Below are 20,241 nucleotides of genomic sequence, written 5' to 3'. Positions count from 1 at the left end.
CCCTTCACATGCGCTTTCCTGTGCCTCGTCTACGGCTTGAGGTCCTCGCCGTCGATGCCCAGGCCCGGTAGCAGACCGGGGAGAAGGGGCGGCAGGGTCACATCCGGTTCCTCGGACGTGCCGTCCTCGTCGCCCGGGGACGACGGGGTGCCGTCGTCCGTCGGGAGGTCGTCGAGCAGGCCGTCCGTACCGCCGTTGATCAGGCCGTCGGCCGGAGTGCTGCCGGATCCGGACGGCTCGGGCGTGGTGCTGCCCGCAGGGCTGCCGTCCGGGGCGGTGGACGACGGTGCCGGGCGGTCCGTGCCGGAGGGGCCGGTGCCGTCCGCGGATTCGGACTGCGCCCCTTCCCTGCTCGTGCCCGGGGTACGGGGGAGCAGGGCCTGGAGCGGCGCGACCTCCTGGTCCATGGCGTCGAAGACGGAACTGACCTTGTCGCCGATGTCGGCCAGCTGGACGGGCAGCCGGTCACGGAGACTGCTCCAGCTCTCGCGGTGCGAGCGGGAGAAGGAGTCCAGTGTCTGGATCGGCCCGATGGAGCCGTCCCGCCGGTAGGCGGAGTGGAGCAGCCGGTGTCCCTCGGTGGCGTCGTGCGTCATGCCGTTGAGTGTGCGTCTGACCTCCCCCAGCGACTCGTGGTCCATCTCGCCCGAGCGGCCCCGCTCCATGAGACGGCGGGCTTCGCTGAGGCGGGTCGATGCCTGGTCGAGGTAGACCTCGCCCCGGTCGGCATCGCCGTTGGCCATGGTGAGATTGATGTCCTCCATGCCGCGCTTCAGCCCGTAGAGGGAATCACCCGGCAGGGCGTCGGAACTGGCAGCGGCCACTCCGCCGAAAGCTCCGGCGGCCACACCGACGGTGAGTCCTCCCGCGGTGAGTCCCTTCGCCCAGCGGGAGCGGGGGCGCAATTTCCGGAGCGGGGAGGCCCGGTGGGCCCCCCTGCCCCGTTGTTCGGGCACGGTAGGGCCCGTGGACGCACCGCCCTCGGCGAACATGGTCTCCATGGCCGCGACGAGCTGCGCTCGCTGCACCACTTTGACCTCGGGATCCAATTGCGGCTTCGGTAGCTCACCGAGGCCGTTCGCCAGGGCCAACAGCGTTCCGTGGTCGGCCGGTTCGGCCGGTTCCTCGGGCTGTACGGCCGCCGCACCCTGGGACGACTGCTCCTCCAGGGCCTGGGCGAAGGCGTTCGCCCGCCGGTGTGCCGAAACGTTTGCGATCACTGGCGGCACCTCCTCTCGTCATGACGGTCGACTCCCCTGAGCGTCCGGAAGGTTGCGCACCGGACGCGTTTCCACACGATCGAGCGAGTGGACTACGAGTCGCGGTGCGACGACAGGGGGCCTGCATCCGGCACAACGAGTGGCGCGGCGTTTGGGTTACGGACGAAGGATGATCGGACCAGTGTGTCACGTACCCGTCACCAATGGTGATCTCATCCTCACCCGAAGTGATCTCAACGGGCGTCGTCGGGCAGGAGTCGGGCGAGTGTTCGGACGGCGCGGTACTGCAGGGTCTTGATCGCGCCCTCGTTCTTGCCCATGACACGGGCCGTCTCGGCGACCGAGAGCCCTTGCAGGAACCGGAGGGTGACGCACTCCTGCTGTTGTGGATTGAGTCGTCGCACGGCTTGCAGCAGTGCGGCGTTGGAGAGGGACTCCAGGACGGAGTCCTCGGGGCTGCGCGCGACCTCGTTCGCGTCGAGCATTTCGCCGGTGGTCACTTCCAGTCGGAAACGACTGGATTTGAAGTGGTCGGCGACCAGGTTCCGGGCGATCGTGACCAGCCAGGCACCGAAGTCGCGGCCCTGCCAGGTGAAGGTGGAGATGCGGCGCAGAGCGCGCAGGAACGTCTCGCTGGTGAGGTCCTCCGCTGTCGCCTTCCCTCCCACGCGGTAGTAGATGTACCGGTACACGGTGTCGCTGTACTGGTCGTACAGGCGGCCGAAGGCCTCGGCCTCACCGGCCTGTGCGCGCTCGACAAGATCCATCATGCGCGCGCTGTCGCTGTCGGCTGTGGGCCGGCGAACGGCTGACGTGGTCGTGGCGCCGCGGGTGCTGCGTCTTCCGACCGCCGCGCTGCGTTCGGCCAACGCGTAGCAAGGGCCGGCAGGTGCAGGGGTGGCAAATGCGGGGACGGCGTACGCGGTGGGGACGAAGCCGCGCAAGTGGTCGAGGACCGTTGCGCGCAGCGTAGCCAGGCCCGAGGTGTCAACCCCGACGTGTGGGTACACGGGACTCCCAGAGGCAGAGCTTCCATCACGTGCAGTTCGAAAACCGTCACTCGTGGTAGCGGGTGGCGGGCTCCTTGTGCGTCTGAGGAGAATAACGCTTCGTACAGGCCGGGCTACACCCAGTTGCTCAAATCATCGATTCCGTCGCTTCTGTAACCTCTAAGTGACGGAGTAAGTCGCACATCGTGACCGCTTATTGATCGAAATGCTTCGTGATCTGCCTGCGGGGGCGACGGGTTGTGGTCGCTCGACGTCAATCCGACTGGCCGGAGGGGTGAGCGGGTGCGGGCGGCCGCCCCCTCCCGATTGGCCGTACGTCCCCGGGCGTGGCCCGCAGCCCGCAGCCCGCAGCCTCGGGCCGTAGGCGGGCGACGGGGCAGGGGCAGCGGCGGGCCGGCGGTGGAGACGGGCCTGTGGCGGAAGGTCAGCGGCGGCGGCGGTGGAGTGCGACCGCGGCCGCGGTGCCACCGGCCAGGGCGCCCACACCGGCGGCGGCCGGGATTCCGACCTTTGCGGCCTTGCGGCCGGTGCGGTAGTCGCGCAGGCGCCAGTCCAGGGCGCGGGCGTGCTTGCGGAGCTTGGTGTCCGGGTTGACCGCGTACGGATGGCCGACCAGCGACAGCATCGGGATGTCGTTGTGCGAGTCGCTGTACGCCGCGCAGCGGTCGAGGTCCAGGCCCTCGGCCGCCGCCAGTGCGCGTACCGCCTCGGCCTTGGCCGGACCGTGCAGGGGTTCGCCGACCAGGCGGCCGGTGTAGACGCCGTCCACCGACTCGGCGACGGTGCCCAGTGCGCCGGTCAGGCCGAGGCGGCGGGCGATGATCGTGGCGGTCTCCACCGGGGCGGCTGTGACCAGCCAGACCTTCTGCCCCGCGTCGAGGTGGGCCTGGGCGAGGGCGCGCGTGCCGGGCCAGATGCGGTCGGCCATGTACTCGTCGTAGATCTCCTCGCCGATGGACATCAGCTCGGAGACGCGGTGGCCCTTGACGATGGACAGGGCGCTGTCGCGGGCGTCCTGCATGTGCTCGGGATCCTCGACGCCGGCCAGCCTGAACCAGGCCTGCTGCCAGGCGAACCGGGTCAGTTCGCGGCGCTGGAAGAACTTCCGCTTGTAGAGGCCGCGGCCGAAGTGGAAGATCGCGGCGCCCTGCATCACGGTGTTGTCGAGGTCGAAGAAGGCGGCGGCCCGGTCGTCCCCGGCCACCGGGAACACGGGCTCCCCGGCGCCTTCGGCCGCGGTCAGCAGATCCGCGGCGTCTGCGGGAAGAAGGGACTCGTCGGCGGGAAGCGTCGACTTCCGCGCTGCCTCGGCTGCTGCCTCGCCTGCCAGCACGCTCCGTGCTGTCGCGGGGCGCCTGCGGGGTGTGAGCCATCCAAGAGCGGCCATGTCGTGAGCATAGCGATTCTGTTCGGTGCTTCCCGACCTGGCGGGATGCGACCGTGTGAACTCTCCGGGACCGCCGCGTTAAACGGGTGACGCCGGGAGTGGTGCGGAGCGGCGCAGAATGGAGGCATGAGTGCCTTGCTGCGGCGTACGAAGAAGAAGCCTGCCGACCGGGTGGTGACCCTCGTGGGCAAGCCCGGCTGTCACCTCTGTGACGATGCGCGACTGGTGGTGCGCGCCGTCTGCGAGGAGACCGGCGCGTCCTGGGTGGAGAAGGACATCACCCAGGACGAGGCCCTCTACAAGGAGTACTGGGAGCAGATTCCGGTGGTCCTGATCGATGACGAACAGCACACGTTCTGGCGGGTGGACCCGGCGAGGTTGCGCACGGCACTGGGTACCTAGTCGAAACCCGGTTAACATCATGGGCGTTTTGAGTGGTCTCGGGGGCGTGGACATGAGGAGTGTGTACCGCTTTGCCCCCTTCGAGCCCGCAACGGGGTGATGCGGCCCCGGGTTCCGGGACCGCGCGAGGAATATGCGTGACCCCGGTCACTTTGACCAGACAAAACGGACACTATCTTTGTGCACGCGTTCACAAAGACATAGCCTGCATTCGACGGGGCGGTCTTGGGACATACGGCCGCCTGCAGCCCCGCTCATCCCGCAGGAGCACCGTGGCAACTGGCCGAACTCACCGACCGGCGACCCGTAGCCGAGGAATTCCCGAGGCCACCGTCGCCCGGCTTCCGCTGTACCTCCGCGCACTGACGGCGCTCTCCGAGCGCTCTGTGCCCACGGTCTCCTCCGAGGAGCTCGCGGCGGCGGCGGGGGTCAACTCCGCGAAGCTGCGCAAGGACTTCAGTTACCTGGGGTCCTACGGCACGCGTGGAGTCGGGTACGACGTCGAGTATCTCGTCTACCAGATCTCCCGTGAACTCGGGCTCACCCAGGACTGGCCGGTCGCCATCGTCGGTATCGGTAACCTCGGCGCCGCGCTCGCCAACTACGGCGGCTTCGCCTCCCGTGGTTTCCGGGTCGCCGCGCTGATCGACGCCGACCCCGCCATGGCGGGTACGCCCGTTGCCGGCATCGCCGTCCAGCACACCGACGACCTGGACCGGATCATCAGCGACAACGGTGTGTCGATCGGTGTCATCACCACTCCGCCCGGCGCGGCCCAGCAGGTCTGTGACCGGCTCGTCGCCGCGGGTGTGACCTCCATCCTGAACTTCGCGCCGACCGTGCTCTCCGTGCCCGAAGGCGTCGATGTGCGCAAGGTCGACCTCTCGATCGAGCTGCAGATCCTCGCCTTCCACGAGCAGCGCAAGGCCGGTGAGGGAGCCGCCGCCGAAGGCGACGACGCCGCGGACGACGCGCCGCCGATGCGCGCCACTCCCGTGAGCCGGAAGGGACCCGACGGGGACATGCCCGCCGTGATGCCGGCATGAGCCTCCTTGTCGTAGGACTGAGCCACCGCAGCGCCCCCGTCTCCGTGCTGGAGCGGGCGTCGCTGTCGCCCGAGGCGCAGACGAAGCTGCTCCAGGACACCCTCGCCGCGGAACCCGCGACCGAGGGAGCGGTGCTGGCCACCTGCAACCGCATCGAGCTGTACGCGGACGTGGACAAGTTCCACGCGGGTGTCGCCGAGCTGTCCACGCTGCTCGCGCAGCACAGCGGCGTGGGCCTGGACGAGCTCACTCCCTATCTCTATGTGCACTACGAGGACCGTGCCGTCCACCACCTCTTCTCGGTGGCGTGCGGGCTGGACTCGATGGTCGTCGGCGAGGGCCAGATCCTCGGCCAGATCAAGGACGCGCTCGCACTGGGCCAGGAGCTCCACACCGCGGGACGGCTGCTGAACGACCTGTTCCAGCAGGCGCTGCGGGTCGGTAAGCGCGCCCACAGCGAGACCGGGATCGACCGGGCCGGGCAGTCGCTCGTCACGTTCGGTCTCGAGCAGCTCGCGGACGGTGCCGAGGTCACCGAATGGGCTGCGGGCAAGCGCGCCCTGGTGATCGGCGCGGGCTCGATGTCCTCCCTGGCCGCCGCCACCCTGGTCCGTACCGGTGTCGCCGAGATCATCGTCGCCAACCGGACCCGGGGCCGTGCCGACCGGCTCGTCGAGATCCTCGCCCAGAGCGGCGGGGCGACGGCGCGGGCCGTGGAAATGACCGCAGTGCCGGACGAACTGACACGTGCCGATGTGGTCGTCTCCTGTACCGGCGCGACCGGGCTCGTCCTGACCGCCGAGGCCGTCGCCGGGGCGCTCGGCGTCGACTTCGACACCGCCGCGAAGCCGTCCGCGGCCCGCGCCGCGGCCGCCCCCGCGGACCTGGACCAGCACGCCGCGTGGGTGGAGAACGGTTCCGCCACCGCCGCCGCACAGGACCGGGCCGTGCGCCGGGTACCCGTGCAGGCCCCGGCCTCCGGCTCCGCGAGGCTCGCCCTGCTCGACCTCGCCATGCCGAGGGACATCGACGGGGCGGCCCACCGCATCGACGGTGTGCGCCTCGTCGACATCGAGTCGCTCGCCGAGGCGTCCGCGGACGCCCCGATGGCCGCCGATGTGGACCAGGTGCGCACCATCGTCGCCGACGAGGTGGCGGCCTTCGGTGCCGCCCAGCGTGCCGCCCACATCACCCCGACCGTCGTCGCCCTGCGCACGATGGCCGCCGATGTGGTGGCCGGCGAGATCGCGCGGCTCGACGGACGCCTTCCCGACCTGGACGAGAAGCAGCGCGCCGAGATCACGCAGACCGTGCGCCGCGTCGTCGACAAGCTCCTGCACGCGCCCACCGTGCGGGTCAAGCAGCTCGCCAGCGAGCCCGGTGGCGCCGGGTACGCCGATGCGCTGCGCGAACTCTTCGACCTCGACCCGCAGACGGTGGCCGCCGTCTCCCGGGCAGACCTGAACGACCCGAATAGAGGGCGGTCATGACCGACAACTCACCCCTGGGTGGGGAGACCACGAAGCCGCTCCGGCTCGGCACCCGGCGCAGCAAGCTAGCCATGGCGCAGTCCGGCATGGTCGCTGATGCGGTCCGTGAGGTGACCGGGCGCGCCGTCGAGCTCGTCGAGATCACCACGTACGGAGACACGTCCCGGGAGCACCTGTCGCAGATCGGCGGGACCGGCGTGTTCGTCGTCGCGCTGCGCGAGGCGCTGCTGCGCGGCGAGGTGGACTTCGCCGTCCACTCGCTCAAGGACCTGCCGACCGCACAGCCGGAGGGCCTCGTCCTGGCCGCCGTACCGGAGCGCGAGGATCCGCGCGACGTGCTGGTGGCCCGGGACGGGCTGACCTTCGCGCAACTGCCGTCCGGTGCCCGTATCGGCACCGGCTCGCCGCGCCGCATGGCGCAGCTCAACGCGTACGCCCGGTCGCACGGCCTCGACATCGAGACCGTGGCGATACGGGGCAACGTCGATACGCGTATCGGTTTTGTACGAAGCGGTGAGCTGGACGCGGTGGTACTTGCCGCTGCCGGGCTCAGCCGCCTCGGCCGGACCGGTGAGGTGACCGACTTCCTGCCGGTCGACACCGTCCTGCCTGCTCCCGGTCAGGGAGCACTGGCGATCGAATGCGCTGCAACCAGCGCGGACCTCGCCGCAGCGCTCGCCGAGCTCGACGACCCGTACACCCGGGTCGCCGTGACCGCCGAGCGCGCCCTGCTCGCCGCCCTGGAGGCCGGCTGTTCCGCACCTGTGGGTGCGCTGGCCGACCTCCTGGTCGACGGGCAGACTGTCAACGAACTGCGCCTGCGCGGTGTCGTCGGTTCCACCGACGGCGCTTCCCTGGTGCAGCTGTCCATCACCGGTCCCGTCCCCACGTCGCACGACGACGCGGCGGCCCTCGGTCGCGAGCTCGCGGCCGAGATGCTTGCCAAGGGTGCGGCCGGTCTTATGGGGGAGCGAGCACTTTGAGCCCCAACGGCCCCGCCGCATCCGATTTTCCGGTCCTGTCCGCAGGGCACGTCACCTTCCTCGGCGCCGGTCCCGGCGACCCGGGACTGCTGACCCTGCGCGCCGTCGAGGCGCTCGCGAGCGCGGACGTCCTTGTGGCCGAACCCGACGTTCTCGACGTCGTTCGCGGCCATGCGCGGGCAGGGGTAAGCACCCCTGAGCTGACGGTTGTTGACATGTCGTCAACAGCCGTCGGGGTACCCGTTCTCAGGGACGCCGCCAATCTTGTCATGGAGGCCGCGAAGGGTGGCAGGCGGGTTGTCCGTGCCGTCGCCGGCGACCCCGGCCTGGACGGCAACACGGGCGTGGAGATGCTCGCCTGTGCCGCCGCGGGCGTGCCCTTCGAGGTCGTTCCCGGTGTGGCGAACGCCGTCGGCGTGTCCGCGTACGCCGGTGTGCCGCTGCGTGACGCGCAGGGCGCCGATGTGCGCTTCGTCGATGCCCGTACCGCCTCGGACCGCTGCTGGTCCGAGGTCGGCGCGAGCGACGCGACGGCCGTCGTGTCCACGTCGCTGGACTCGGTGGCCGCGGCTGCCGGGGAGCTGGTCTCGGCGGGCCGCAAGCCCGACACCCCGCTGACGGTGACGATCGCGGGAACGACGACGCGTCAGCGCACCTGGACGGCGACGCTCGGGACGATCGCGCAGGTCCTCAAGCAGGCGAAGGTCCTCCCCTCGCCGGACGGGCACCAGCCCGTCATAGCCGTGGTCGGGGAGCGAAGCTCTGCCGCCCAGCGCGACCAGCTGTCGTGGTTCGAGTCCAAGCCGCTGTTCGGCTGGAAGGTGCTCGTGCCGCGTACGAAGGAGCAGGCGGCGTCGCTCTCCGACCAGCTGCGTTCGTACGGTGCCGTACCGCACGAGGTCCCGACGATCGCCGTCGAGCCGCCGCGTACGCCCCAGCAGATGGAGCGCGCGGTCAAGGGTCTGGTCACGGGCCGGTACGAGTGGATCGCCTTCACCTCGGTGAACGCGGTGAAGGCCGTACGGGAGAAGTTCGAGGAGTACGGGCTCGATGCCCGTGCCTTCGCGGGGATCAAGGTCGCGGCCGTCGGTGAGCAGACCGCCGCCGCGCTGGTCGACTTCGGTGTGAAGCCGGACCTGGTGCCTTCCGGCGAGCAGTCCGCCGCCGGTCTGCTGGAGGACTGGCCGCCCTACGACCCGGTCTTCGACCCGATCGACCGGGTGTTCCTGCCGCGTGCCGACATCGCCACGGAGACGCTGGTGGCCGGGCTGATCGAGCTCGGCTGGGAGGTCGACGACGTCACCGCGTACCGCACGGTCCGCGCTTCGCCGCCGCCGGCCGACACCCGTGAGGCGATCAAGGGCGGCGGCTTCGACGCGGTGCTCTTCACCTCGTCCTCGACGGTCCGCAACCTCGTCGGTATCGCGGGCAAGCCGCACAACGTGACGGTGATCGCGTGCATCGGTCCCGCCACGGCGAAGACCGCCGAGGAGCACGGCCTGCGGGTCGACGTCCTGTCTCCGGAGCCGTCGGTCCACAAGCTGGCCCAGGCGCTGGCGGACTTCGGTGCGCAGCGCAGGGACGCGGCCAAGGAGGCCGGCGACCCGGTGACGCGTCCGAGCGAGCGGCGCCCGGGCGCGAGACGCCGTCGGACGACCACCTGACAGGTCGGCGTGAATGTGCGGGGCCCGGTCGCTTCCTGGTGGAGCGGCCGGGCCCCGTTTTTCCGGCTGGGCTGTCGGTAAACCGGTGATGTGTGCGGGTCTAGTCTCGAAGGATGACCGATTACGGAAACTTCCCCGGTTCGCGGCCCCGCCGACTGCGGACGACCCCCGTCATGCGGCGCATGGTCGCCGAGACCCGGCTGGACCCCGCGAATCTGATCCTTCCCGCGTTCGTGCGCGAGGGCATCGACGCCCCGGTCGCCATCTCGGCCATGCCCGGCGTGCAGCAGCACACCCTGGACACCCTGCGGAAGGCCGCAGTCGACGCGGTAGCGGCCGGGGTCTCGGGGATCATGCTCTTCGGTGTCCCGCTGGACGAGAAGAAGGACGCCCGCGGCACCGCCGGCACCGACCCGGACGGCATCCTCCAGGTCGGTCTGCGGGCGGTACGGGAAGAGGTGGGCGACGACCTCGTGGTCATGTCCGACCTCTGTCTGGACGAGTACACCGACCACGGCCACTGCGGGGTGCTGACCGAGGACGGCCGCGTCGACAACGACGCCACGCTCGAGCGGTACGCCGAGATGGCCCAGGTCCAGGCGGACGCGGGCGCCCATGTGGTGGGTCCCAGCGGCATGATGGACGGCCAGGTCGGGGTGATCCGCGACGCGCTGGACCAGACCGGGTACGAGGACGTGTCGATCCTCGCCTACACGGCGAAGTACTCCTCCGCGTTCTACGGGCCGTTCCGTGAGGCGGTGGGCTCCTCGCTCCAGGGCGACCGCAAGACGTACCAGCAGGACCCGGCGAACCTTCGCGAGTCGATGCGCGAGCTGGCGCTCGACCTGGAGGAGGGCGCCGACATGGTCATGGTCAAGCCCGCCGGTCCGTACCTGGACGTTCTGGCCAAGGTCGCCGAGTCGGTGGACGTGCCGGTCGCGGCGTACCAGATCAGCGGTGAGTATTCGATGATCGAGGCCGCCGCGGAGAAGGGCTGGATCGACCGGGACGCGGCGATCCTGGAGAGCCTGACGGGGATCCGGCGTGCGGGCGCGCAGATGATCCTGACGTACTGGGCGACCGAGGTCGCGCAGCGGCTGGGGCGCTGACCCGGTCCCGTGCCGGGCGGAACCCTCGCCGGTGGTCAATTCGGTCGGGGGTCCCCCGGTGCTCGGCGCCCGGCGCTCGGGCTCCGAGTGCCGGGACCGGTCGGGTCACTCGTTCGAGGGGTGCCGGGAAGGCGGCGGGCCCGAAGCTCGAGCTTCGGGACTCGGGGGCCGGGATGCGGGCTTCGGGATTCGAGCGTCTTCTTATGGCCGGTAGGCAGAAGAAGGTTTGGGTACACCTCCCCGACCTCCCTGACCCGCCACGGCCAGCAAGTATGACTAATTGTGGCCGACTTGCGGCGGAGAGTCGCGACTGCTTACGGTGCCGGAAACGAACGACCCCGACGCGGTGCTGACAACACCGTGCCGGGGTCTCACCTCAAGATCGAATCGAGCGATCCCGTGGCTACCGAGCACCTTAGCTCCGCCCTGCGCGCACCCGCATCCTCGCGCCCGTACCCGATGGCCAATCCCGGATACGGCAAGCGATCGGCCCCGGACCAACAGCCCCGTTGCAGCGCTGACTTCATGCTGCTGCCGCTGCGGGAGCGGCACATCGCCGGGTTCATCGACCAGCTGCCCGACGGTGCGGCCATGGACGTCAAGGGGCTGGCCAAGCAGTTGCCGCTCTACGGGCAGCAGGCGGTCGGCTCGGCCCTGAAAGCCCTGTCCGTCGCCGGGTATCTGCGGCGCGTGCGCTGCCTGTTGACCGATGAGGGCGGGCAAGTGCGCTGGGTCTTCCGCACGTTCTGGTCCCGCACCGCCCGCGACAACGAGTGGTGGGGGAATCTCGTGGGCGCCGCGCGCAGGCAGCCGACGGCTGTCGAGCCCGTGGTCGTTCAGCCGGTCGCCCCCGTCGTACCGCAGCAGCGGACGCCGGAGCCGGCTCCGCCCGTGCCGGAGGGTGACTCGCCCGCGTACGCCGCCCTGGCGCGACTCGGCCGCGTCGATGCCCGTCTGGCGCTCTCCGCCGCCGACTGCGCGGTCCTGGAGCCGCTGGCCGCCGAGTGGTTCACGCGCGGTGTGGACGCCGACTACCTCGTCCAGGCGCTTGTCGCCGGGCTTCCCGCCGGGGTCGACTCACCGGTCGGGCTCGTCCGCCGCCGTCTCACGGACAAGATCCCGCCCAAGCTGTCCGCCGCCCCGGTGCCGCCCGCGCCCGGAACGCCCGTCCGGCAAATGATGATGGAATGCACCAAGTGCGGTGTGCCCGGCCGCGCCGAGGCGCTTCCCGACGGCCTCTGCCGCGCTTGCCGGGTGCCAGGGCGCGAGGCGCAGGAGGCCGCTGTGGAACTGCCCGCCGAACGGGATGTGCGTACCTACGTCGCCGGGCTTCGCGATCTGCTCAAAGCCCCCTGACCGCCCGGTCGGTGCCGGGCGGCGAACGCTCCCAGGAAGGTCGTGCGGTGCGCGTTCATGGGACCTCGCCGGCCGGGCGTGACCCTGATGATTCAGGACACCAGGCCGTGGCGGTAGGCGTAGACGACCGCCTGGACGCGGTCGCGGAGGCCGAGCTTGGTGAGGATGCGGGAGACGAAGGTCTTGACCGTCTCACGGCTGATCACGAGGGTCGCGGCGATCTCGTTGTTGGAGAGGCCGTCTGCGATGAGGCGCAGGACCTCCTGTTCACGGGGGGTCAGAGGGCTGTCGGGTTCCGTGGAATCGGAGGGCCGGATGCGGGCCGCGTACCTGCCGACGAGCCGTCGCGTCACCTCGGGGTCCAGCAGGGCGGCGCCGGAGGCCACGGTCCGGATGCCGTGCAGCAGTTGGGAGGGCGGTGCGTCCTTGAGGAGGAAGCCGCTCGCGCCTGCACGCAACGCCGTGTAGACGTACTCGTCGAGGTTGAACGTCGTCACCACGAGCACCTTGACGGGCTGTCGGACTCCGGCGCCGGCCAGTAGGCGGGTGGCTTCGATGCCGTCGAGGACCGGCATACGGATGTCCATCACCACGACGTCGGGGAGCAGCCGGCCGGCGAGGTCGACGGCGGTCTGCCCGTCCCCGCATTCGCCGACGACCTCGAGATCCGGCTGGGCGTCGACGATCGTCGAGAGCCCGGTGCGCACCAGTACCTGGTCGTCGCAGATCAGGACCCGGATCGGTGGGGTCATGACGGGCTCCCGGCAGGTATACGGGCCCGGACGACGAAGCCGCCGTCCGGGTGCGGGCCCGCGTGGAAGTCGCCGCCCAGGACGTCGACCCGTTCGCGGAGACCGGCCAGGCCCCGCCCGCTTCCGCCGGGGAGCGCGCCCTGCCCCTTCGGGCCGGGGCCGTCCGTGCCGACCTCCACGGTGATCTCCTTCTCGTCGTGGTGCACCCGGACCGAAGTACGGCTGCCCCGGGCGTACTTGAGGGCGTTGGTCAGGGTCTCCTGCACCACCCGGTAGGCCACGAGGTCGGCGCTGCCGGCCGACCGGGCCGGGGCGCCCTCCTCCGTGAACTCCACGGGCTGCCCGGCCTGCCGCGTCTGTTCGACGAGGGTGAGGAGCCGCCCGGCGTGCGGTGTCCTGGGCTCGGTGCCGTGGCCGGGGTCGAGCAGGTCGAGCAGGTGCCGCAGATCGGTGATGGCCGCACGGCCGGTTTCCGTGACGGCCGTCAGGCTCTGGTCGAGACGGTCGGGCGCGGCGGTCAGGTAGCGTGCCGCCTCGGCCTGTACGACCATCGCCGTCACGTGGTGGGTCACCACGTCGTGGAGTTCGCGGGCGATGCGGGCACGTTCGGCGGTGCGGGTGTCCTCGGCGACGCGGCGGCGGTGCTCGGCCTCGGCGATCCGGGTGGAGCGGTACCACGTCCCGGCGGCCCACGTGAGGGCCAGGAGCAGGTAGAACGTCACGAACTCGCTCGGCGGATCACCCGGGCCGAGCTGGTGGAGCGCGACCGCCAGCGGCACGTACGCCGCGGTGAAGAGGATCGCGGTGGCGCGCCGGTGGTGTTCCAGGCGGGATCCCACGCCCACCAGTGCGATGACCAGCGCGGCGCCCGCGAGCGAGTGGTAGCCGCGGAGCTGGTCGACGGCGAAACCGAGCGACACCAGGGTGAGGGAGACGGCCGGCCACCGCCGGCGCCCGGCGAGCGGGAGGCACTGCAGGGCGATGGCCGCCACGGCCAGGGCGTCGTACGGGCGGTTCGGCAGGCCGCCGACCTCCGTGCCGTTGCTGCGGAGCACCGGGAGGAACGACGCGGCGAAGAGCAGCAGCGCGAGCGGGAGGTACCAGCCGGTGGTGCCCGAGCGGCGCCACAGTTCCCGGAGCCGCCGAGGACCGTTCATCGGGGAAGTGTAGTGGGGGCGGCGGCCTTGTCGGCGCGCCCGCGGCGGGGCACCAGGTTGCCGCGCCGGTGGGCGAGCCACAGGAACGCGGCCGTCATCAGGACGCCGGCCAGCACCGCGTACACACTTCCTTCGGGGCCGAAGTCGCCTCCGGTGATCAGCTTCGGTCCCGAGGTCATGGTGTCCAGCAGTCCCTGCGGGGTGTCGTTGCCGGAGACCTCGGTGCTGAAGATGCCGGCCGCCGCGAAGTTCCAGCCGAAGTGGAGGCCGATCGGCACCCACAGGGTGCGGGTGGCGGCGTAGGCGGCGCCGAGCATGCCGCCGGCCTCGATGGCGATGGCGATGGCGCCCCACAGGTCGGCGTGGGGGTTCAGCAGGTGCATGAGGCCGAACAGCGTTCCGGTCAGGGTCAGTGCGATCCACGTGCCGGCGTACTCCTCGACGATCCGGAACAGGACGCCGCGGAAGAGCAGTTCCTCCGCCACGGCCGCGACCGCCATGAGGCCGAACAGCCCGACTGCGCCTTGCACGGAGGCCAGGCCGTCGATCTCGTAGTGTCCGAGGAGGGCGATGTTCGCTATGACGGCCCCGAACATGGCGACCCCCATCAGCGCACCCCGGCCGATCGCGGACCCGGCGCCGGTCCGGGCCACCTCGGTGGAGGGGCGGTGTTCGGTCCGCCGCACCACCCAGCCGTAGACGAGTACCGCGAGTACGGACACCAGGAGTCCCACGGCGAGGCTGAGCCACGGGTCGTCCTGTACGGCTGCGACGGCCTGGTTGCCGACGAAGGAGACCGCCACGACTGCCGCCAGTTGCCATACGAATCTCATGAGCGCTCCTTTGCGGGAGCCGCGGCCGGGGTGCCGCGACGCTTCGAACGCTACGGATCGGGCGGCTTCGAATCGTCACCTCGTGGTGGACACCTGCGCGTAGCTCGCATGGGGGACAAGTCCCTTGGATGTGGGGGCGGTTCGGTCGTCAGGGCCAGTCGACGAGACCCACGAACGCGATGAAGGCGCAGACGACGACGGCAGGCGCGGTCACTGCGAGCAACACGCGCCTGGCGGAGTGCTGTTGACGCCACGGCAGGGCCCAGCTCGCCACCAGCACGGCCAGCGCGAGCAGCAGGCCTGTGCACAGCACCGCCCAGCCGGAGTCGAAACTACGGGTGAACCGGTCTGCCCGGGCACCGTCGCACGAGTCGCAGGCCATGGGTGAGAGCCCGCCGAAGAACAGCGCGAGGGCTGCTCCGGGCAGTGTGACGACCGTGGAGACCAGAGGGGCTGCCCAGGCCCGGGGGGCGCGGGTGTCGAGCAGATCGGGCATGTCGTCGGGCGTGTCATCCAGCATGCAGCCGATTCAACGCGGCACCCGGCCGCGGCACATGAGTGCTCCTACTCAAGACCGGCCCGAGGGCGGGGACGCGATGCCAGGCCCTCTCGACGGGGCGGCGGCCACACCTCATCATGACTGTCATGGCCACGACACGACTGGGTTCCGCCCTGTCCCTGACCGCTGCCCTCGCCCTTGCCGTGATCTCCTCCGGATCCGCGCACGCGGATCCGACGGTGCCGGAACACGCCGTCATCGTCTGCGACAGCGCCAGCTTCTACGCGAACTACGACAGTTCCTCCGGACCGGCCGGACTCAAACGGACCCTGCTGCGCGGTGACAAGGTCGGACACACCCGCGGCGCCCACCCCGTCTACAACGGATGGGCGGCCACCTTCGACTTCGGCCCCAACGACTGGGGCTTCGTCAGGCAGGAATGCCTGGGCGGCTTCGGATCCTGGTGACCCCACACCCCACACCCGTGAAGGACCCCCCATGACCCGCACCAGCACGCGCACCACCCTCGTCCTGGCCCTGACCGCTGCCATGGCCGCCCTGACCGTCAACCCCGCCACCGCCGCCAACGGCACCGTGGGGCAGCGCGAAACCGTCTGCGCCCAGGACCTCTTCGTCCGGGTCACCGCCCCCCACGGGGCCTGGATGGGCACGCTGTACCGCGGGCAGACCTTCCTGGTCGAAGAGGCCGGCGGGGACTGGGTCTACGGCTTCGCCTACGGCGACATCAACCGACGGGGCTGGGTCCAGAACGGCTGGTTCTGCTGACTCCCGAGGGTCCTTGACCTGTGGAGCAGGCTCAGTCCCACCAGAACGACCATGTCTCCTGACCCAGGAGGTACTTCTCGGCGTAGGCGTCCAGGCCGTTCGGAGGGGCCGCGTCGATGTTGTCCGGGCAGAACGCGAAGTGCTCGGCGGCCAGCGCTCCGGCCTCGGCCGCGGTCGTGGGAGGCCGTCCCACGGACACGGTCAGGGTGTCGAAGCCGAGCGCCACGACCCGGATGTCGAAGCGGTCCTCCCAGGAGCGCAGCACCGTGCAGAGCCGGGCCACGTCGCTCTCGTAGTTGAGCGGGCCCGACCAGCCGATCGCCGCGGGTATGTCCGCGCTGCGCCGGGCGGGTACGAGCGCCAACCGTGTGCCCTCGGCGAGCTGGTCGGCCATCTCCGCGGCCAGTTCGTCCGGGGTCTCGGACGCGCTCGCGGACGGGGTGGGCGCCAGGCCGGGCCACTCGGCCCCGTCCTCCAGCTCGTCGGAGGCGTACTCCTCCCAGAACTCGCCGAGGACGTCCTCGGCGTCATGGTCCCCCGGGTACGAGGTACCGGCCGGGTTGAGGTCCCAGTCCTCGGGCCACTGGGCGCGGCGCCCGCCGTCCACCAGCACCGGGAGCAGGCCGAGCGGCCTGCCGGTCGCCCTCAGCCGGGCCCAGTCGCCCGGCTGAGCCGGCTCGTCGGCGTACCAGAGCAGGGGTTCGTGCCAGGGGTCGTCGATCGTGGTGTCCACGAGTGTGCCCGGCGGAAGGTCCAGCAGGGGCAGGGGATTCGGGAGCGTCGCCATGCAGTGACTCTAGGATCCGGCACTGACAACGCCCTGTCCGGCTCCGGGCTCAGCCCGGAGCCGAACAGGCGGCGGTCAGTACATGAGGGCGTCGTCCAGGCTCGTCTGCCAGTACGTGACGGCCAGCGTGCTGTCGACGAAGACGGCCTTGGTGAGCGGGACGTCCGAGGAGGGGCCGCTGGAGCCGGAACCTTCGCGGCCCTGGAAGCTGACCGTCACGTCCTTCGTGGAGTAGCCGCCCGTGCCGCTTCCGTCGGCGGACGCGGTCATGATTCCGGCGTAGGCGGACTCTCCCGGGGCGAGGGTGACGACGGCCTGCGGCTTGCTCTCCTCGAAGGTCTTCGGGACGGCCTGCGCCTCGCCGAACCTGAGGAACGGGTAGTAGTAGGCGTTGCAGGCCTTCGAGCCGGTGTTCGTCACGGTGAGAAGCATGTGGTTGACGGGCCGGGTCACGGCCGTGAGCGTCACCTTGGAGTTGCCGCCGTTGCAGGCGAGGGTGACAGGTCCGCTGTTGTCGCCCGTGTCCTTCGGCTTCTTCGCGGCGGGCTCGGCGTCGGTCGAACCGGAACCCGAACCGGAACTCGAACCGGACTCCGCACCCGGGCCGCTGGTCCCCTTGTTGTCTCCCTTGCCCTTGTCCGCGGGTGCCTTCGCGCTGTCCGAGGGCTGCTCGGACGGGGAGGTTGTCGCCGAGGAGGAGGTGTCCGCCGCTGCCTGGCCGTCCTCCTGGCAGGCCGTCAGCGAGAGGGCGGCCAGCAGTGCGACGGTGCCGAGGGCGGTGGTGCGGGCGGCGCGGCGGAAGTTGCGGTTACGCATGAGGTGGTTCTCCCCGTTCAGAAGGTCTGTCGTGTCCGGAGCGCCGCTTGGGCGCGCCGGGTGGTGCTGGATGTACTGGACAATGGCGAGTGGTCAGAGGTGCCACAGGAGTGTGATGACGGTCGCCGTGGCGGCGATCAGCACTCCTGCGGCGACCGCGTCGGTCAGGCTCGGTTCGAAGCGGGTACGCACTGCGTCTCCCGGTGTGGACGAAGGTCGGTCCGGCGGTGTGTCCACATCGTGTGGGGGGCCTGCTTCCGGTGGCAACGGCTGCCGGGCGGTTCGGGACGGTGGAACGGTTGAATGCCCTCTGACCTGGGGGAACGAGGCCTCCCTGGAATGCGGTTCCGGGATGGATCAGTGGGAGGAACGGTCGGCGTGGGTACGGAGATCCAAGACTTCGCGGCAGAGCTCAGTGGCCTCAAGGAGCGTTCCGGGCTGAGCTACGGAGCACTCGCCCGGAAGCTGCACATGAGCACGTCGACGGTCCACCGGTACTGCAACGGCGACGCCGTTCCGCAGGACTACGCGCCGGTCGAACGCTTCGCCCGGGTGTGCCGGGCGTCGGCGGACGAGCTGGTCGGTCTGCACCGGAAGTGGATCCTGGCCGATGAGGCGAAGCGGCGGGGGGCGCGGAAGGCGGGGGTGGCCGGCACGGCGGAGCCCGGACCCGTTGCGGAGGAGAGCACGGAAGCGGAATCAGAACCGGAGGCCGAGGATGTGACGCCGCCCGAGGCGTCCGGCACCGCCGTAACGGCCCCCGCCCCCGGCCGTCGGCCGTCCCGGCGGCTGCGCGTCCTGCTCGCGGCGACCGCCGTCGTCGCCCTCACCGTTCCCGCAGCCCTGGCGTTCCGTGGCCTCACGGACGACGGCGGAGGCGACGGCAGACGTACCGATGCGGCCACCGGATCGGCCCCGGCCGTTCCGAGCGCGAGCAGCAGCGGCACCGGCAGCGCGTCCGCGACGCCGAGCGGCCCGGCTTCTCCGTCGGCCGGAGGCAGCGCCACCGCCACTGCTTCCGCCTCCCCCGGTTCACCGGCGCGGAAGGGCGGCGGGGCGGATGACCGCGGTGCCCCCGTGAGCGCCGTCATCAGCTCGTACAACTGGGAGTCGCCCTGCGGGCAGTACTACCTGCTCGACCGTGAGCCGGGCACCGTGCCACCGCCGCCGACCGACCCCCGGGAAGCCCGCAACTGGGCGAGGGCGCTCGGCGGTGTGGACGGGGGCGACATGATGCTCGAAATCACCCTCCAGGGGGCGTCCCAGGAAGCGGTCGTGCTCAAGGGGCTGCAGGTGCGGGTCGTGGGGCGCGCACCGGCGCTCGGCTGGTCCGCGTACTCGATGGGGGAGGGCTGCGGGAGCGGTATCACCCCGCAGTCCTTCGACATCGACCTGGACGACGGCCAACCCCGGACGCAGCCGGTCGCGGGGCAGGACGCCGGCGTGGTCGTGCCGGCGAAGGACTTCCCGTACCGGGTGAGCTCCACCGATGTGGAGGTGTTCCACCTCGACGCGCATGTGGAGGGGCACGATGTGACCTGGTACCTGGAGCTGGAGTGGAGCAGCGGCGCCCGGAGCGGGACCCTGCGCGTCGACGACAACGGCCGGCCGTTCCGTACGAGCAGCATCACGGGGCGGCCGGAGTACCGCTACCGGGCGGATACGGCCCAGTGGGTGGAACCCGAACACTGATTCGGACACGGAGTACAGTCGGCGGGTCCCCGCCCCCTCGCTTCGGTCAGGTGAACGATGTCCATTGACACAGACGAAAGGCCGGTCGCCGGGCACGCCGAGCGCATCCTGCGGTTGCGGCGGCGGCTGGAGCGGCTGATCGGCATCGCCGCGACCGAGGGCAACGCCCTCGTCCCCCTCCACAACGGCGACGAGATATTCGCCGCGATGCTGGGCGCGATCCGTGATGCCGAGCACACCGTGGACATGATGACGTTCGTGTACTGGCGCGGAGACATCGCCCGTGACTTCGCGGAGGCGCTGTCGGAGCGGGCCCGCGCCGGAGTGCGGGTGAGGCTGCTCCTGGACGGTTTCGGCAGCCGGCTGATCGAGAAGGACCAGCTGGCGATGATGGGCGAGGCCGGGGTGGAGGTGGCGTGGTTCCGCAAGCCGCTGTACCTGTCGCCGCTCAAGCAGAACCACCGCTGCCACCGCAAGGTCCTCGTGACGGACGAGGAGACGGCGTTCACCGGTGGCGTCGGTATCGCGGAGGAGTGGTGCGGCGACGCCCGTAACGAGCGCGAGTGGCGCGACACCCATGTGCAGGTGCGCGGCCCCGCGGTGGACGGTCTCGCCGCCGCGTTCGCCCAGAACTGGGCCGAGTGCCACGACGAGCTGTTCACCGAGCGCGACCGCTTCATCGAGCTCCGGCCGCAGGGCGACGCGATCGTGCAGGTGGTGCGGGGTTCGGCAAGCTTCGGCTGGCAGGACATGCAGACCCTGCTCCGGGTCGTCCTGGAGTCCGCCGAGGAGCGGGTGCGGCTCACCACGGCGTACTTCGCGCCCGACACGTACTTCGTCGAACTGCTCTGTGCGGCGGCGGCGCGGGGCGTCACCGTGGAGATCCTGCTGCCCGGGCCGCACACGGACAAGCGGGTGTGCCAGCTGGCGGGGCAGCACCACTACGAGGACCTCGTCGCCTGCGGCGTGAAGATCTACCAGTACCAGCCGACGATGATGCACACCAAGGCGGTGACCGTGGACCGGGTCGCCTCGCTGATCGGCTCGACCAACTTCAACCGCCGCTCGCTGGACCACGACGAGGAAGTGATGCTCGCCGTGCTGGACCCGGCGTTCACCGCGACGCTGGACGAGCACTTCGAGGACGACCGTGCCGACAGCGTGCTGATCGACGGCGCCCGGTGGAAGCGCCGCTCGCCGGTGCAGCGGATCCGTGAGGCGGCGGTCCTGCCGATCCGCCGCTGGCTGTGAC

20 protein-coding genes are annotated in these 20,241 nt (G+C 70.7%); 11 read left to right on the top strand and 9 right to left on the bottom strand.

The window, feature by feature from the left end; genetic code table 11:
- Positions 1-29: 29 nt before the first annotated feature.
- From ACFW9O_RS15895 to ACFW9O_RS15885, 3 genes are all read right to left on the bottom strand, one after another.
- The gene (locus tag ACFW9O_RS15895) at positions 30-1,220 is read right to left on the bottom strand and encodes a DUF5667 domain-containing protein (RefSeq protein WP_384609592.1); all 1,191 of its coding nucleotides are present in this window, start codon (positions 1,218-1,220) and stop codon (positions 30-32) included.
- A 233-nt stretch (positions 1,221-1,453) separates the two neighbouring features.
- The gene (locus tag ACFW9O_RS15890; RefSeq protein WP_351171642.1) at positions 1,454-2,230 is read right to left on the bottom strand and encodes an ECF subfamily RNA polymerase sigma factor, BldN family; all 777 of its coding nucleotides are present in this window, start codon (positions 2,228-2,230) and stop codon (positions 1,454-1,456) included.
- 424 nt (positions 2,231-2,654) lie between these two features.
- Positions 2,655-3,617 carry an HAD-IB family hydrolase gene (locus tag ACFW9O_RS15885; protein WP_351171639.1) on the bottom strand — a complete coding sequence of 321 codons (963 nt, stop codon included), beginning with the start codon at positions 3,615-3,617 and terminating at the stop codon, positions 2,655-2,657.
- Between the two features lie 126 nt (positions 3,618-3,743).
- On the opposite strand from ACFW9O_RS15885, the gene ACFW9O_RS15880 reads away from it, so the two are divergent.
- The 7 genes from ACFW9O_RS15880 (at position 3,744) to ACFW9O_RS15850 (ending at position 11,667) form a co-directional block, all read left to right on the top strand.
- Positions 3,744-4,019, top strand: a complete 276-nt coding sequence (locus tag ACFW9O_RS15880) for a glutaredoxin family protein (protein ID WP_384609588.1) — start codon at positions 3,744-3,746, stop codon at positions 4,017-4,019.
- A 272-nt stretch (positions 4,020-4,291) separates the two neighbouring features.
- Positions 4,292-5,065, top strand: a complete 774-nt coding sequence (locus ACFW9O_RS15875) for a redox-sensing transcriptional repressor Rex (RefSeq protein WP_351171633.1) — start codon at positions 4,292-4,294, stop codon at positions 5,063-5,065.
- On the top strand, positions 5,062-6,555 hold the full coding sequence (locus ACFW9O_RS15870) for a glutamyl-tRNA reductase (RefSeq protein ID WP_351171630.1): 1,494 nt from the start codon (positions 5,062-5,064) through the stop codon (positions 6,553-6,555). Before ACFW9O_RS15875 ends, ACFW9O_RS15870 begins: the two co-directional genes overlap by 4 nt.
- Positions 6,552-7,538, top strand: a complete 987-nt coding sequence (gene hemC / locus ACFW9O_RS15865) for a hydroxymethylbilane synthase (RefSeq protein ID WP_351171627.1) — start codon at positions 6,552-6,554, stop codon at positions 7,536-7,538. The genes ACFW9O_RS15870 and hemC overlap by 4 nt, the downstream gene beginning before the upstream one ends.
- Positions 7,535-9,202 (top strand): bifunctional uroporphyrinogen-III C-methyltransferase/uroporphyrinogen-III synthase, encoded by a 1,668-nt coding sequence (locus ACFW9O_RS15860; protein ID WP_329209874.1) that lies wholly within the window; start codon positions 7,535-7,537, stop codon positions 9,200-9,202. The genes hemC and ACFW9O_RS15860 overlap by 4 nt, the downstream gene beginning before the upstream one ends.
- A 113-nt stretch (positions 9,203-9,315) precedes the next feature.
- The gene (gene hemB, locus ACFW9O_RS15855; RefSeq protein ID WP_384609583.1) at positions 9,316-10,311 is read left to right on the top strand and encodes a porphobilinogen synthase; all 996 of its coding nucleotides are present in this window, start codon (positions 9,316-9,318) and stop codon (positions 10,309-10,311) included.
- Between the two features lie 399 nt (positions 10,312-10,710).
- Complete coding sequence (locus ACFW9O_RS15850) at positions 10,711-11,667, top strand: MarR family transcriptional regulator (RefSeq protein WP_384609580.1); 957 nt, start codon at positions 10,711-10,713, stop codon at positions 11,665-11,667.
- A gap of 92 nt (positions 11,668-11,759) precedes the next feature.
- Here the strand turns inward: ACFW9O_RS15850 and ACFW9O_RS15845 are convergent, their stop codons facing one another.
- The 4 genes from ACFW9O_RS15845 to ACFW9O_RS15830 form a co-directional block, all read right to left on the bottom strand.
- Positions 11,760-12,419, bottom strand: coding sequence for a response regulator (locus tag ACFW9O_RS15845; protein WP_384609578.1), 660 nt, complete (start codon positions 12,417-12,419; stop codon positions 11,760-11,762).
- Entirely contained in the window at positions 12,416-13,576 is a 1,161-nt protein-coding gene (locus ACFW9O_RS15840) for a sensor histidine kinase (protein WP_384609575.1), read from the bottom strand. The genes ACFW9O_RS15845 and ACFW9O_RS15840 overlap by 4 nt, the downstream gene beginning before the upstream one ends.
- Positions 13,573-14,409, bottom strand: a complete 837-nt coding sequence (locus tag ACFW9O_RS15835; protein WP_384609572.1) for a CPBP family intramembrane glutamic endopeptidase — start codon at positions 14,407-14,409, stop codon at positions 13,573-13,575. The genes ACFW9O_RS15840 and ACFW9O_RS15835 overlap by 4 nt, the downstream gene beginning before the upstream one ends.
- A 148-nt stretch (positions 14,410-14,557) precedes the next feature.
- Positions 14,558-14,929 carry a hypothetical protein gene (locus ACFW9O_RS15830; RefSeq protein ID WP_384609570.1) on the bottom strand — a complete coding sequence of 124 codons (372 nt, stop codon included), beginning with the start codon at positions 14,927-14,929 and terminating at the stop codon, positions 14,558-14,560.
- Positions 14,930-15,054: 125 nt separating this feature from the next.
- On the opposite strand from ACFW9O_RS15830, the gene ACFW9O_RS15825 reads away from it, so the two are divergent.
- Together ACFW9O_RS15825 and ACFW9O_RS15820 are read left to right on the top strand one after the other, a co-directional pair.
- Positions 15,055-15,375 (top strand): hypothetical protein, encoded by a 321-nt coding sequence (locus tag ACFW9O_RS15825; protein WP_384609567.1) that lies wholly within the window; start codon positions 15,055-15,057, stop codon positions 15,373-15,375.
- A 31-nt stretch (positions 15,376-15,406) separates the two neighbouring features.
- Positions 15,407-15,694: a hypothetical protein gene (locus tag ACFW9O_RS15820; RefSeq protein WP_384609564.1), complete on the top strand. Its 288-nt coding sequence runs from the start codon at positions 15,407-15,409 to the stop codon at positions 15,692-15,694.
- A gap of 31 nt (positions 15,695-15,725) precedes the next feature.
- Here ACFW9O_RS15820 and ACFW9O_RS15815 read toward each other — a convergent pair whose 3' ends face one another.
- On the bottom strand, positions 15,726-16,481 hold the full coding sequence (locus ACFW9O_RS15815) for a DUF4253 domain-containing protein (RefSeq protein WP_384609561.1): 756 nt from the start codon (positions 16,479-16,481) through the stop codon (positions 15,726-15,728).
- Positions 16,482-16,556: 75 nt separating this feature from the next.
- Positions 16,557-17,297 carry a DUF4232 domain-containing protein gene (locus ACFW9O_RS15810; protein ID WP_384609558.1) on the bottom strand — a complete coding sequence of 247 codons (741 nt, stop codon included), beginning with the start codon at positions 17,295-17,297 and terminating at the stop codon, positions 16,557-16,559.
- Between the two features lie 339 nt (positions 17,298-17,636).
- Between ACFW9O_RS15810 and ACFW9O_RS15805 the strand changes: the two genes are divergently transcribed.
- Together ACFW9O_RS15805 and ACFW9O_RS15800 are read left to right on the top strand one after the other, a co-directional pair.
- Entirely contained in the window at positions 17,637-18,989 is a 1,353-nt protein-coding gene (locus ACFW9O_RS15805) for a helix-turn-helix domain-containing protein (RefSeq protein WP_384609555.1), read from the top strand.
- Between the two features lie 57 nt (positions 18,990-19,046).
- Positions 19,047-20,240: a phosphatidylserine/phosphatidylglycerophosphate/cardiolipin synthase family protein gene (locus ACFW9O_RS15800; protein WP_384609552.1), complete on the top strand. Its 1,194-nt coding sequence runs from the start codon at positions 19,047-19,049 to the stop codon at positions 20,238-20,240.
- The last annotated feature ends 1 nt before the right edge of the window (position 20,241 follow it).

Origin of the sequence: Streptomyces sp. NPDC059499, assembly GCF_042749285.1 — a bacterium.
Classification (GTDB): domain Bacteria; phylum Actinomycetota; class Actinomycetes; order Streptomycetales; family Streptomycetaceae; genus Streptomyces.
The sequence above is the reverse complement of the archived record's forward strand: the minus strand, read 5'-3'. Positions and strand labels throughout refer to the sequence as shown.

Coding starts and splice junctions, on each gene's coding strand:
- ACFW9O_RS15825 (WP_384609567.1), top strand. CDS start 15,055: ATGGCCACGACACGACTGGGTTCCGCCCTGTCCCTGACCGCTGCCCTC.
- ACFW9O_RS15840 (WP_384609575.1), bottom strand. CDS start 13,576: ATGAACGGTCCTCGGCGGCTCCGGGAACTGTGGCGCCGCTCGGGCACC.
- hemB (WP_384609583.1), top strand. CDS start 9,316: ATGACCGATTACGGAAACTTCCCCGGTTCGCGGCCCCGCCGACTGCGG.
- ACFW9O_RS15830 (WP_384609570.1), bottom strand. CDS start 14,929: ATGCTGGATGACACGCCCGACGACATGCCCGATCTGCTCGACACCCGC.
- ACFW9O_RS15820 (WP_384609564.1), top strand. CDS start 15,407: ATGACCCGCACCAGCACGCGCACCACCCTCGTCCTGGCCCTGACCGCT.
- ACFW9O_RS15815 (WP_384609561.1), bottom strand. CDS start 16,481: ATGGCGACGCTCCCGAATCCCCTGCCCCTGCTGGACCTTCCGCCGGGC.
- ACFW9O_RS15845 (WP_384609578.1), bottom strand. CDS start 12,419: ATGACCCCACCGATCCGGGTCCTGATCTGCGACGACCAGGTACTGGTG.
- ACFW9O_RS15870 (WP_351171630.1), top strand. CDS start 5,062: ATGAGCCTCCTTGTCGTAGGACTGAGCCACCGCAGCGCCCCCGTCTCC.
- ACFW9O_RS15810 (WP_384609558.1), bottom strand. CDS start 17,297: ATGCGTAACCGCAACTTCCGCCGCGCCGCCCGCACCACCGCCCTCGGC.
- ACFW9O_RS15885 (WP_351171639.1), bottom strand. CDS start 3,617: ATGGCCGCTCTTGGATGGCTCACACCCCGCAGGCGCCCCGCGACAGCA.
- hemC (WP_351171627.1), top strand. CDS start 6,552: ATGACCGACAACTCACCCCTGGGTGGGGAGACCACGAAGCCGCTCCGG.
- ACFW9O_RS15880 (WP_384609588.1), top strand. CDS start 3,744: ATGAGTGCCTTGCTGCGGCGTACGAAGAAGAAGCCTGCCGACCGGGTG.
- ACFW9O_RS15800 (WP_384609552.1), top strand. CDS start 19,047: ATGTCCATTGACACAGACGAAAGGCCGGTCGCCGGGCACGCCGAGCGC.
- ACFW9O_RS15835 (WP_384609572.1), bottom strand. CDS start 14,409: ATGAGATTCGTATGGCAACTGGCGGCAGTCGTGGCGGTCTCCTTCGTC.
- ACFW9O_RS15805 (WP_384609555.1), top strand. CDS start 17,637: ATGCGGTTCCGGGATGGATCAGTGGGAGGAACGGTCGGCGTGGGTACG.